The 13,159-nt window shown below is 40.7% G+C and carries 8 protein-coding genes and 1 pseudogene; 5 read left to right on the forward strand and 4 right to left on the reverse strand.

All coding sequences use genetic code 11. The annotated features are described in order from the left end of the window. Positions 1–530: 530 nt before the first annotated feature. Positions 531–983 (reverse strand): universal stress protein, encoded by a 453-nt coding sequence (locus tag EO92_RS06975; protein ID WP_048170349.1) that lies wholly within the window; start codon positions 981–983, stop codon positions 531–533. A gap of 1,105 nt (positions 984–2,088) precedes the next feature. On the opposite strand from EO92_RS06975, the gene EO92_RS06980 reads away from it, so the two are divergent. After that, positions 2,089–3,339: an MBL fold metallo-hydrolase gene (locus tag EO92_RS06980; protein WP_048170351.1), complete on the forward strand. Its 1,251-nt coding sequence runs from the start codon at positions 2,089–2,091 to the stop codon at positions 3,337–3,339. A 164-nt stretch (positions 3,340–3,503) separates the two neighbouring features. On the opposite strand, the gene EO92_RS06985 is transcribed toward EO92_RS06980, so the two are convergent. Continuing rightward, the gene (locus tag EO92_RS06985) at positions 3,504–3,995 is read right to left on the reverse strand and encodes an FxLYD domain-containing protein (protein WP_048170353.1); all 492 of its coding nucleotides are present in this window, start codon (positions 3,993–3,995) and stop codon (positions 3,504–3,506) included. A 1,110-nt stretch (positions 3,996–5,105) separates the two neighbouring features. On the opposite strand from EO92_RS06985, the gene EO92_RS06990 reads away from it, so the two are divergent. Then, positions 5,106–5,651: a ferredoxin domain-containing protein gene (locus EO92_RS06990; protein ID WP_048170361.1), complete on the forward strand. Its 546-nt coding sequence runs from the start codon at positions 5,106–5,108 to the stop codon at positions 5,649–5,651. A gap of 47 nt (positions 5,652–5,698) precedes the next feature. Here the strand turns inward: EO92_RS06990 and EO92_RS06995 are convergent, their stop codons facing one another. Beyond that, positions 5,699–7,690, reverse strand: coding sequence for a DUF460 domain-containing protein (locus tag EO92_RS06995; RefSeq protein ID WP_048170355.1), 1,992 nt, complete (start codon positions 7,688–7,690; stop codon positions 5,699–5,701). A gap of 339 nt (positions 7,691–8,029) precedes the next feature. On the opposite strand from EO92_RS06995, the gene EO92_RS07000 reads away from it, so the two are divergent. Further along, on the forward strand, positions 8,030–9,736 hold the full coding sequence (locus EO92_RS07000; RefSeq protein ID WP_048170358.1) for a PAS domain-containing protein: 1,707 nt from the start codon (positions 8,030–8,032) through the stop codon (positions 9,734–9,736). Further along, positions 9,708–11,018: an ATP-binding protein gene (locus EO92_RS16680; RefSeq protein WP_052734294.1), complete on the forward strand. Its 1,311-nt coding sequence runs from the start codon at positions 9,708–9,710 to the stop codon at positions 11,016–11,018. Before EO92_RS07000 ends, EO92_RS16680 begins: the two co-directional genes overlap by 29 nt. A gap of 460 nt (positions 11,019–11,478) precedes the next feature. On the opposite strand, the gene EO92_RS07010 is transcribed toward EO92_RS16680, so the two are convergent. Beyond that, positions 11,479–12,600, reverse strand: coding sequence for a serine/threonine-protein kinase RIO2 (locus EO92_RS07010; protein WP_048170359.1), 1,122 nt, complete (start codon positions 12,598–12,600; stop codon positions 11,479–11,481). Between the two features lie 247 nt (positions 12,601–12,847). On the opposite strand from EO92_RS07010, the pseudogene EO92_RS17050 reads away from it, so the two are divergent. After that, positions 12,848–13,159, forward strand: a pseudogene (locus tag EO92_RS17050) (hypothetical protein); the annotation flags it as partial.

Below are 13,159 nucleotides of genomic sequence, written 5' to 3' on the forward strand. Positions count from 1 at the left end.
CTATCAGATAAATCACTAGGATAAGGAAGTCTTTCAGTCTGTTCTGACATTGACGAACAATCTTGGTACAGGTATTATTTAATTTTAAGACAGCCTCTAAGTATTATGCACTATAATTAAGTTGCTTAGACACTAGTATCTGACCAACTAAAAAAGAGTTTTCCAGTTTTTTAACTATGTTTTGATTTTCCAGAGCATCAGGACAATGTAACAAAAACTCCCAAAAGTTTTTTAAATGATTGAAAAAATACTCTTTTGATGAGAAAAGAGAAAATTTATCCCCTCCATGTTCTCTTTTCTTTTTTCTCCTGCTTCTATAATATCTATTTAATAATATAATACCTGATTTTTTATAGTTGTGTATCCATATGTTGCATTATGTCTAAGGGTGGAGCGACATTTTGGTTTAAGGTGTCAATTGTTATTGCTGTTTTTGCAGGTATATCGAATGCTGTTCTTAAAGTGGTTGGTAGTTGGAAAACTAAAAAATAGTGTATATTGTAATTGACAGTTGTAATTGACGGAAAGTTTCAGCTTTGTTTTCCAGTCCGGATGACCATGACAGGAACCTTTGAACCTCTTACTACTTTTTCTGCAACACTTCCCATCAGAAATTTTTCGAGTCCTGTTTTTCCGAGTGTACCCATTACTATCAGGTCCACGTTATTATTTTCTGCAAAATTGATAATTTCATCACTTGGGCACCCATCTAAAAGGACCTCTCTTACCTCCACCCCTGAGTCCTCTCCAATCTGCTTAATTTTAGATACCACTTTCTCCCCATCACACCTCATTATTTTGTAGATTGTTTCTTTGCCAGCAGTCCAATTTTCAGAAATTGTAGAGGATGTATTTACTACGTGAAGGGCATGGACAGTGGCTCCGCTAAGTTTTGCAATCTCAATACCGTAAGAAATAGCCCTCCGGGTATTCGCGGACCCGTCTGTTGCAATCACTATATTTCGGTATAAATCGCTTGTCATGTATTGTTCTCCATTACAGATTTTAACTCGCATTCAACTCGCATTCAACTTCCATGAAAAATTGCAGTAAAATACAAGCATAAAGAACTCAAAACACCTATAATGGCCTAATAACTTTCACTGATTTCTAAACAAATAATATATTCAAGTGTGTAAGCTCTAAATGCCCTATAATAATATACTCACCTCATTTTAAATATAAGTGTGTGAGACCGTAGAAAAGTGAGTAACTGTCAACTACCCCTGAGCTAAAGATTTAACGGGTTTCCTGCTGAGAATTTATGATTTACTCACAACTTTCAGGATTGATTTTCGGAGCAGAGCCAGATTAATCCATAAAAGAGATTTTAAAAGCGACTTAGACGGCCTTAAAGTAAGATTTTGAAGAAAGCTCTACGCAGGAGAGCGGTCTTGCAAACAAAGACGTAAAAAGACCAACAACTAAAAACTACAGGAAATAGACAAAATTGGACGCGGCAGAAAAAATCGGCAAAATGAAAACAAAACAGAATTAAGTTAGACCTGAAAATACTCTTTCTCAAGTCTGCTTTTTACTGTATTTTCCTTCTTATTTATTCTTTTTAATTCTTTCTTCCTTTTAATTCTTTCTTCCTTTTAATTCTTTCTTCCTTTTAATTCTTTTTTCCTTTTAATTCTTTCTTCTTTTTGGGAAGAGCTGCCAGACAAGCTGGCGGGAGCGCTTATATTTACCTGTAAATTGAAAAACGGTCTGTGGGGTCAAAGAATCATTTCTCATGCCAGCTGGCCGTTTCTCCATAGTATTCAGTTTCTTTTAGTTGTGTTACATTTTCAGCTATTGTTTTTTCTTAGCTAATGGAGGGCCGGCTAAAACCCTGCGCGGCACGGATGTAGAAAACCAAAATATACTATCTTCGGGTATGCGGGACAATATCAATCAATTGATCAGAACCACACCACGTTTCATTACTGATTGTAAATATTTTACAATTTCCCCTGAGTTACTGTACCTTTAAGCTTTTAGTCGTCGTATCATAACTTATAAGGTCTGTAAAACCAGAGTTATTTCAAAAGGCTTTTAGAAAAAGCTTATTCGAAAAATTAAATCATACTAAATATTCAAGGAGTGTTTGTTCTGGAGCTTAGCTTTAAAGGCGGATGCAGAGAAGTAGGACGTTCAGGTTTGCTTGTTAATGGTGAGATTCTGCTTGATTACGGTATAAAGGCTGGAGATATACCCGAATATCCCCAGAATGGTATGGAGCCAAAAGCCGTGCTGGTATCCCATGGGCATCTGGACCACTGCGGAGCTGTCCCTAACCTGATGTACCTGAGCCCTGAAGTTTTCATGACTCCGCCAACAGCAGAGTTTACCAGCCTTCTCGGGAGAGATACCCTCAAGCTTGCAGAAACCACCCTTTCGGGTGTAGCTCCTTTTGACCCAAATGACCTTCAAAGGCTTAACCAGCTTACCTGGCGAAAAGATTACGGAGAAACATTCAAAACTCACGGGTACAGTGCCTGCTTCTACAACGCAGGCCATATCCCCGGAGCTGCGGGAATCCACCTTGAGTCCGAATCCGGAGAAAGTCTCTTTTATACAGGAGATTTCAGCCTGCAGGAGACAAGGCTTGTCCCGGGGGCAGAAAAGTTTCCTGAGGCTGATACCCTTGTGCTTGAAAGTACGTACTTTGGGGAAGAGCATATCCCGCGAAAAGAGACCGAAGAAAGGTTTATAGAATCGGTCCGTGAAACCCTGGAGAGGGGAGGCACTGCCCTTATCCCTGCCTTTGCAATAGGCAGGACTCAGGAGATCCTGATGCTGCTTGACGCCCACGGAATCAGGGCTTACGTGGACGGCATGGGCAGAGAGGTGTACAAAATCCTCAAAAAATATCCTGAGTATCTGAGAAATCCTGACCTTCTTGACAGGGCTTTCGGACGTGCGAGTTCCGTAAAAGACAGGCATCGGGAGTACGTCCTTAAAGAGCCTTCAGTCATTGTCACTACAGCCGGGATGCTGAACGGGGGGCCTGCACTGTATTATCTAAGCCGGCTTTACAAAGATCCGAAATCAAAAATCCTGCTCACAGGCTACCAGGTTGAAGGCACAAATGGTCGGTTGGCCCTGAAACATGGGGTCATCGAGACAGGAGGGGATGTCCTTGCCCTCAAGCCCAAAATCGAGCAGTACGACTTTTCTGCCCACTGCGGAGATCAGGAACTTAAACAGCTCGTAAAAAACTTCTGCAAAAAGGGCACTGAAAGGGTCTTTGTTGTACACGGAGAGAAAACGGAAGCTTTTGCACAGTGGATTTCAGAGGAAATCGGCGTAGAAGCTTATGCACCTGCAAACGGGGAATCGTTCAGTTTTTGAGTGAGGAAAAGGAAAAAGAAATGTTGAAAGGGATGTCAGCCTAGATAGGAAGTCAGAGCTTAAAACCGGGAAACCAGAATTAGTTGTCTCTGATCGTTTTTGTCCCGAGCGATAGCTCGGGCTTTAGCGTATAGAATAAGTTAAAATGAACAGATAAGTAGTTTTTAAAAATTTGAGCACAGACCTATTTGATATTGAGTAATGTGTTCAATCTCGTTAACCCATTCACCCTTTTTACAATCTTCCTTCGTACAATTGATATCAAAATTCATTGATTCTCCGGGTTTCATGTCTTTGTAATATTGATCTGAATAAACTGTACATACTAAGTTTTGATTTTTATCATAAAATCTGGCTGCAACTCTAAGGAGAGAAATAGAGTTGTTAGCATTATTCTCTACTTTTCCAAAAACATGTATTCTATCTGTATACTGGCCCATGAAATCTTCCTTTTTTTCGGATTTGTGTTCAACATGTAGACTGTCTGTATTAAATTCTGAAATTATGCCAGAATTTATTGGTGTTAACTCTTCATTGTATACCTCTTCTAAACTCCCAAGATCATCAATACAACCCGAAAAGATCAATGTAAAAAGTAAAATTACAATACTTACGTATTTTTTATCAAATTTTATACTAATTAGTTTACTGAACATTATGTCATAACCCCTAAAATAAATTAGTTTTCCATTCTGAACTCAACACCACTCATTTAATAATTGTTTAATGTGACATTTAAATTTTTGGTGGTTCCGGAGTAATCGGTTGATATTATTCAGAATATCCAAAGTTGGAATCTTTTGTTTTTCTGTTCTACTCCTTGCAGGCTGAAGTTGTCTCGTCTGCAACGCAAAAAAGTAACAGGTGAATTCATACTGTCACTAAGAGAAACTGAATTCATTGGTCATCGGTTAAGGAATTTTCTTGCCTGTATGCTCTCGATTTTAGAGCAAAGATTAGTCCCAAGTTTCAAACACCAAAACTAAAATCGATATCCTTTTCCAGCTTCATACCAAGATATATTTTTGAGAGATGTTGTAGAAATAGGGCAATTTATCATGATTCCTCTCTTAACCGAAGACACATGAAACTGAATTCAGAACTGTCTCCCCTGTCCGAAGAATACTTCCCTTGATCTCGGAAACCTCATTTAGATTCACAGATAAATATAAGCGCCTCCGCCAGCTTGTCTGGCGGCCCTGCAAAAAAAGCAGAATAAGTAAAAGAGAAATAAAGACCTAAATTTCGTCCTCTTTTGTCTGCTTGGTTCTTGTTCTTACTCACAAACGTCTCCAGCAGCTTTCACTTTCTAGTTTTTATCTTCTTTCTTCTTTTTTCTTTCCTTCTTTTTTGTCTTTTTGGGAAAGACCGCTCTCCTGCGTCGAGCGTGATAAAAACGACATGATACAGCGAATAAGGTTGCACGGTTCAGAAAAATTTATAATTCAGTCCACTTGAGCGAGAATCAAGCGAAAAGGACATCGTGCTGTTGCACTTGCAGTGCAACTCCCAGAAAATCTCCGATTTCCTGTGATCCCGAAGCGAAACTCGGGCGTGACAGGAACAACACGGTATGATGAATAGGGTTGTACGGGTCAGAATTAAGGATTAAGGAGTTTGAGTCAGGCGTTGTTTTTTTCAAAAATATCAACCATGTAAAGGTGGATGACCAAATTTTTCCACCTCTGGATAATATCCACAACCTAAAAAAGAAGGGTAGACAGAACACGAAATGCTTAAGCCTCGCGAGTTCCAATTACCTGAATATGATCCTCAATCCTGAATCCGAAGTCCTTGAGACACTTGCAAAGAGCATCCTCCTGGCTGCACGGACTGCCCCGAAAGCCAAAGGAGTGGACGACATAATAACTGCCCTTGTTGAAAAAGAGGATATTGAAATCCTTGCCTCGACAATGGAAAAGCTGGCGGAAGAAAAAGGCGAAGGCTTTGCATTCCTCAAAAGAGATGCCGGAAACCTCAGAAACGCAGGGGTTACTGTCCTCATAGGAATCAAAGCCAGTGGGGTGGCAGGTCTGAACTGCGGAGCCTGTGGTTTTGCTACCTGCAAAGAGATGCTCAACGCAAAGAAGGTGGAAACCGAGTTCAAAGGCCCAAACTGTATGCTCAAGTATGCAGACCTCGGGATTGCTGTAGGCGCAGCTGCTGCAAAAGCCAAAGACTTCTGCATTGACAACAGGGTCATGTACTCAGTTGGCGCAGCAGCAAGGGTCTCAGGCTTGCTGGATGCAGATGTTGTTTTTGGAATTCCGCTGAGTGTGACCGGGAAAAATGTCTTCTTTGACAGAAAATAAATCGTGGTGCTGTTTACTGAAAAATTGGAACTAAGATCAGAAGAGCCTTAAACAAGGCCCCTCCGCCTCTCACTTCTGTACTCTTCAAAGAGGCTCTGCAATTCGTCTTCCTTGGCTTTGTGGCGCTTAGCCTCGGCTTCTTTTTCCCAGGCATCAATTGCAGCTTTAAGGCCTTCTGGCTCAGCCATTGCAAAGTCTTCAGCCCTTTCAAGCGGGATGCCCCTTAAAACCGGCACGTCCCCCTTGAAAAAAGTCTCTTCTGCTGCATGCGAAATATCTTCCGGGATAAGTACTGCCCGAACTCTGGCTTCTACAAGGATCTGGGCTGTTGCAGCACCGCCTCCGCTTGGATTTTCCAGGAAAACCACATCTCCTGGCTTGAGCCCGTACTTTTCCTGTGTTTCGGCAATGGACTCCTTCGTAAAAGCTTCAATAACCTTTACAGGGGTACCTTCGCCGCGGATTTCCATTTTCCGGATTTTACGCAGTTTGTTGCTCCTGCGCCTGAGTTCTTTTACGGTTTTGTTTTTATTGCTGAGCTCTTTTTTCAGGTTCTCTATGGTGCTGTCCCGGATCTGGATCTCTTTTGATTTCCGGACTTCGCCGTAAGCTTCCTTTTTGAAGCCTTTCAACCTGGACTCAAGCTTTGAGATTTTCCTGTCTTTTGCAATAAGTGACTGTTTTAATTCTTCTACATAATCCTGCAGGTTCTGAATCTGTTCTCCCTGCCTCTGGACAGTCTCTCTCACTTTCAGGAGAGATTCGTCAACTACCCTTTCCTCGGGTTTTTCAGGAGCAGCCCTTGCCCCTGGTTTTTCAGGAGCAATCGATGCAGCCCGGACTTTTTCGATCGCAGCTTCTATTGAGTCTCCGCGGATTACATGAAGTTTTATCAGCTCAAGGTCCGCATTTTCCGGAGCTTTCTTTTCAATCCGCGTAAAGACGTTCTTGTAGCTCCTGTGGGTGAGAAGAGCTGCAGTTAATGCATCCCTTTCGTGGTCATTGGAGTAGCCGAAGGTTTTTCCAAGCGCAATTTTTTCTTCGGCAGAGACCTCAATTCCAGGGCTTGCAGGGACTGCGTTAAAGCTCCTCCTGATTTTTTCAACCGAGCCCGGCATTGGAGTAACATCGCTTGCAATCACTGCAGGTTTTCCGTATTCGGCAATAAGCTTGACAACTTCATCAGGAGCTATTCCCCGGAAGCTTTTCAAATAGAGGAGGTCTCCATCGAGAGAAAGAATAGCTATGCCCACGGTTGTACCGGGATCGAGCCCCACGATTGTGAATTTACGCCCGGGGTTCTTCGGCTTCAGGGGAACATACCGGATTTTATCGCGTTCTACACTTCTCACACTTACCTGCGCATCGCCGCTTGCCATAGGATGTATTGGAATCTCTCCACGCTTTGCATAGACTGTAAATTCGGACCTCACATAGCCTCCGAACCCCTTTATATTTACGGCATCGAACCTGATACCTTTTTCCCGTGAAAGGTCCTTGAGGGTATTTTCAATCTCCCGACTCCTCTGAAGCACGGCTCCGTGCACTTTTCTTGCGTACCGGTTCTGGCTCCAGCCTCCCCGTCCGAGGGAACGGGCTCTGCTGACCTTAATTCTCGTAATATCTTCAAAAAGAGAAACCTCATGCCCAACCCCCAGGTCTGCAAGCCGGGCACAGGTTTCAGCTTCGTCATTAGGGTTTTTGGGGTCAAAGAAAAGCCCTTGCTTCCGCGCAATCCTGACCAGAGGTTCCGGGTGAAGCCCGCCTGTGACCTGAACGAGTTTTACCCCATCAGGCAGACGTTCCATAAGTGAAAGGAGCTCGTTTCTGTCAGCTGCAAGCTCGAAAATATTGTCAACGGCTATTATCTCCGGCCTGTCCCTCTGGATCAGATTAAAGATTTTCTGGCGGCGGAGCATACTCTGATGGGAAACTTCTCCGTCCTTCAGGATAGCCAGAGCATAGCGAGGAAGTTCCTTTGCCCGTGGGGAACCCCGGGCGATATCAATTCCATAGATGATCCTGTTTTGCATGAACACCTATATTTTATCTCTGGATGAATATATATTTAACTGATTTCTACCTTTATTTTATAAAATTGACATAGTCTATAAGGTCCCGCTCTCTAGCCTCAGCTAACTTTAATTCTTAAAATTTTAATCAACATTTGATTTATTCAGGTATAAAATATATCTTTAATTAGATTTTTGTGATAATTAACCTTTTAATTGAGGATATATTTTGAATAAAAACAAAATAGTTGACATATTTATGAAATTAAGCTAAAAAAATGGCCATATCTTGATAAAAAGTATTTTAAAGCGCTCTTCAACTGAATAAGAATATTTATATATAAAAACTGAAGAGATAAATATAGGATGAACGGCCACGATGAAACCTTTAATAACGAATCACCTGAAAGGGGTTCAAATACATTTGATTATAATGAACGTTTACATGAACTTCAGCTCATTAACGATATTTTAATCGAAACCTATCAAGTCGAAGACACCGACAGGATATGTAAGTTAGTTGGGGAAGCCGTTCACAAATTGAATAAGGACTGCTATGTTATTGTATCACTCTATGATAGTAGCATAAACGCTGTAAGGATAAGAGCAGCGCCAGGGCTTGAGTGCATAACAGAAAAGGTTGCCGGTATTCCTGACAGGGGCCTTGAGGACGTATCTTTCAGGCCGAAAGATATGGAATTAAACCCCCAGCTCTTTAAAAGCGGCAAACTTGAACATTTCAAATATGGCCTTTATGCTTTGCTGGCAAAAAAAGTGCCATACTATTCCTGTAAACAAATTGAAAAGAATCTCAACATCGGCTCCATTCAGGTTATTGGCTTTTCTAACGAAAAGAATATTTTTGGTGGAATTTCCATTCTGGTGCCAGAAGGACAAAAAGTTCATTATGTGTCTGCCATAGAAACGATTACTGCCCATGTTTCCAAAAAAATCCAGGCTATCTGGACAGAAAGAGCACTTCATGAAGCTGAAAACAGATTTGAGGTCCTTTTCCAGCAAGCTCCACTGAGCTATCACTCCCTGGACGAAAATGGATATTTCATTGATGTTAATAATACCTGGCTTGAAACCCTCGGTTATTCCTACGAAGAAGTAATTGGAAAATGTTTCAAAGACTTCCTTACACCTGAGGATTCTGAAAAATTCAAAAATAATTTGGACAAATTCAATTCCCATGGAGAGATACATGGGGTTGAATATGAAGCTGTAAGGAAAGACGGCAAAAGAATAAATATCGTTATTGACGGAAAAATAGCATATAACGAGGATGGCAGTTTCAAGCAGACACATTGTGCTTTCAAGGATATCACAGCACAGAAGAAAGCCGAAAGAAAAGCTCTCGAAAATGAAAAGCTTTTGCGCTCAATGATAGATGCTATTACAGAATATGCGTTTCTCATGGAACCGGACGGCACAATTGTTCAGATAAATGAATCCACTGCTGAGAGGCTAAACACCACATCACAAGAATGTATGGGGTGTAACATATATGACCTTCTTCCGGAAAAAATTAGGAGCAGCAGAAAACAAAAGTTTGATACTGTTTTAGCTGAAGGAAAAGCGTTGAAGTTTGAAGACATGAATGAAGGAAACTATTTTCAGCACAACTTTTACCCTGTTTATGATTATTCTAATCAGATATCTCACATTGCTGTTTTTTCCATGGACATTACGGAATACAAAACTAATGTGAAAAAACTGAAATGGGAGCTTGATGTCAACAGGTCACTTGCAGAACTGGCAGACGCCCTTATAGACCCGAATAATTCCATTGAAACAATTGCAAACATAGTCCTTTCAGCCTCTCAGGAGCTGACCGGAAGTGACCACGGATATGTTTCTTCCATTGACCCCGAAACCGGCGACAACGTATGTCATACTCTGACCAGGATGATGGAAAGTTGCAGCATTAATGAAAACGATAAAAAAATCTCTTTTCCAAGAGGGCTGGATGGCCTTTATACCAAATTATTCGGCCACGCTTTAAACACAAAAAAAGGCTTTTATAACAAATTCTCCGGAGATGCACCCGGGTTCAGGAGGAGCCCCTGAAGGGCACATAAAACTGAACAATTTCTTAAGTTTTCCTGCTGTTGTCGGAAATGAACTCATGGGACAGATATCCCTTGCAAATTCAAACCAGAGGTATTCCGATTCCGAATTTGAAGCTATCAGAAAGGTTGCTGCAATTTATGCACTGGCAATTCAGCAAAAGCGAGCTTCAATAGAGATTCAACATATAGACACTATTTTAAAATCAACTTTTGAATCAACTGTTGATGGTATTTTTGTTGTCGACAATAACCACAAAATTCTTTTTTCAAATTCAAAGTTTGTTAAAATGTGGAGAATACCCGAAGCCCTGGCTAACATGAAAAATTACGACGAATTACTTTCTTTCTATTCAGACCAGGTAAAATGTTCTAAAGAATATTTATCAAAGATCCAGGCCCTTTACCACTCAAAAGAAACAAATACGTATTATATTTATTTTAAAGATGGGAGGGTATTTGAAAGCTTATCGACTCCACTCATGAACAATGGAATTATTAAAGGGCGCGTATGGAGTTTCAGAGACGTTACTGAAAAGGCAGAGGCAGAAAAAGCCCTTATTGATGCGAAAATCCATGCGGAAGAGGCTAACCGGACCAAAAATGAGTTCCTCGCAACAGTGAGCCATGAGTTGAGAACGCCTCTCAATTCAGTAATAGGCTATTCTGATATGTTGCTTGCCCAGATCTTTGGTCCCCTTAATGAAAGGCAATTGAGGTACCTGAAAAATATTTCTAGAAGTGGAAACCACCTTCTTAATTTGATCAATGATATTCTCGATATTTCCAGAATCGAATCCCGAGACATTTCATTATCATTTGAAATTGTACATGTTGCAGACATTTTTGAAGATGTAAAAAATATCGCAACTCCATTCGCGACTTCCAAAAACATATCCGTGGAATTCTCAGCCGAACCTGCGGACCTGAATATATATGCAGATAAAATAAAGTTCAAGCAAATTCTCTATAATCTTGTAAACAATGCCCTGAAATTTACTCCCGAGAATGGACACATAGAGGTTGTGGCAAACAAATCAGGAAACACAATCAGAATTTCCGTTGGAGATGATGGTATTGGAATTCCGGAAGATAGACAACAAATAATTTTTGAGCCCTTCAAACAGGTTGATTCTTCACTTTCCAGAATGTACGGCGGGTCAGGATTAGGTCTGACAATAGTCAAGAATTTAGTTGAGATGCATAGTGGAGAAATAAAAGTTAAAAGTGAGGTAACAAAAGGGAGCACTTTCACAATTATATTACCTGTAAATGAAAAATAATGTGATTTACTGAAAAAAGGATAATCGCTCCATTTCCTTCAGATAATAAGTGAAATCAATATAAGTGAACATGCGTCATCGGTTAAGCATAAAATTCTCTCTCTGGCACATGTTTTTGTATTAAGGCCCGAATCTCTCTGTATCTGTGTTAGCCTCATCCCCCACCTACTTTTTACCGCCGTTATGGAAGAAATCATTTCACCCGGGGAGGTAGGCAGACATCTTTATCATTTAGGGACTGGTAGATTGGGATATGCCGTGAAAAAAAGAGGATGAAGACGGTCTTCGGGCGACCTGGGTACATGTGACATTGTTTTAGCTCGCTCAGAGGGGGAAGTCAAGTTATAAAATACTAATATTTATCGCAATAAAAAATTTTTACGATAAAGAACTTTTATTTTCTTTATCCGATCTGAGTTTACTTATCTTTCATCTTTTACTTATCTTTCATCTGTTTCTTTTAATTCCTCTCTTCTCCGAACGCTTCTTCTTTATTGTCATTTTCTTTATCTTTATTTTCTTCGCTGATCCTCTCATTTAGACCTTCACCCCTTTTACCTGTTCCTTCTATAATTGCTTCGTCTCTGCTTGCTTCGTCTCTGCTTGCTTCGTCTCTGCTGGCTTCGTCTCTGCTGGCTTCGTCTCTGCTGGCTTCGTCTCTGCTTGCTTCGTCTCTGCTTGCTTCGATTAAGCTTGCTCCACTTTTAATTTCACGAATTACTTCTTCAAGCTCCCTTTTAATCCCATACTTCCGATTAAAATGAACCAGTACATTTGAAACATCCCTTTCGAGAATTTCGTCAGCATGGGGATGGGCAGGAGTGATATACTGAGGCCAGTCGATGAGCTGGACGCCGTCTTCGGATACAAAGATGTTATATTCACTTAAATCGGCGTGGATGATTCCAAGCGAGTAGGTTATCTTTACCTGCCTGAGAATCTCATCGAGATACCACTCAGCGTTAAGAAGCTTTGTTTTTGAGAGCAGGCTGCCTTTTGCAATCTCCATAACAATTGCATGCCTGTTCTGATCCAGGGGTTTTGGGATAGACACCTGAGGGTATACCTTTGTCATGATCTCATACTCCCTCTGGGCAGCAAGACGAGCAGCATAAATCCATGAAAAGTGCTCTCTTTCCCCAATGTGGTCACGTACTCTTTTTATTTGCTTGAAGCTGGTCCTGCCTTCCCTGTGGAATTTGATTATGACCGGAGAAGGCTTCCCTATTGCAAGCTCAGGCTGCCGGATCGCTTCCAAAATGACAGACTCCTTGCCTACCCCTACTTCGTCCCCTATGGCGCTGATACTTCTCCTTTTCACAAAGGAATTGAGAGCAAGGGCATCATAGCCCTCAAAATAAATCTGGTAACCTTCATAAGGCTGGGTGGTTCTGACAACAAGCTTATCCCGGACAAGTTTTCTTAACCTGTATTCCAGCTTATCGAGAGGCATTTTAGTGTACTTATTCAATTCTTCTATCGGCACCCACTCAAAATGTTTCATCCCTGTCTCGATGCCTGTAAGTATCCTGAAATCCTTTGCATCGATCTTTTTGAAAACCTTTAGCACTTCGTCGATCATCCTATCCTGTTATACATATCACCCTCGATATTTAAATGATCGCCCGAATTATTACGAATTCTCTGACCTTTACAACCTTATTCGCTATACGGGAGCGTTCAAAAACCAGGTTAAAAAGAAAACTTTTTTAGGGCAGAAGATATAAATATTTAGTAGAAGTTAAGTATTTCATAAGCTTACTCTATTAAAAAATAATGTAAATTTTCAGAAAAACAATCTCAAAGTAAATAATATCAGGAGATCTGTTATGCGATTTCCCAATAGAATTTCTGAGATTAAATTTGTAGGATTGTTAGCCATTATTATTTTAGTTGTTTCTACTCTGGGATGTACGAGTTCAGACTCTGATAAGAACAATTCAAGCTCCAGTCCAAATGCAAAGGTGATACCTCCAACACCTGAAGCAAATATTACGTTTGTTACTACTGGTTCATCATTTTCACCAATTATTACAGTTACAGGTAATCCTAAAATTCAATGGGTATTTGGTGACGGTTCAACATCTGATTCTCCGTCTCCTTCTGTAAATTTTGGTTCAAAGGGAACAAGAGCAAACACT

This window comes from Methanosarcina sp. 2.H.A.1B.4 (assembly GCF_000979385.1).
Taxonomy (GTDB): Archaea; Halobacteriota; Methanosarcinia; order Methanosarcinales; family Methanosarcinaceae; genus Methanosarcina.

Coding starts and splice junctions, on each gene's coding strand:
- EO92_RS16680 (WP_052734294.1), top strand. CDS start 9,708: ATGCACCCGGGTTCAGGAGGAGCCCCTGAAGGGCACATAAAACTGAAC.
- EO92_RS06990 (WP_048170361.1), top strand. CDS start 5,106: ATGATCCTCAATCCTGAATCCGAAGTCCTTGAGACACTTGCAAAGAGC.
- EO92_RS07000 (WP_048170358.1), top strand. CDS start 8,030: ATGAACGGCCACGATGAAACCTTTAATAACGAATCACCTGAAAGGGGT.
- EO92_RS06985 (WP_048170353.1), bottom strand. CDS start 3,995: ATGTTCAGTAAACTAATTAGTATAAAATTTGATAAAAAATACGTAAGT.
- EO92_RS06975 (WP_048170349.1), bottom strand. CDS start 983: ATGACAAGCGATTTATACCGAAATATAGTGATTGCAACAGACGGGTCC.
- EO92_RS07010 (WP_048170359.1), bottom strand. CDS start 12,600: ATGATCGACGAAGTGCTAAAGGTTTTCAAAAAGATCGATGCAAAGGAT.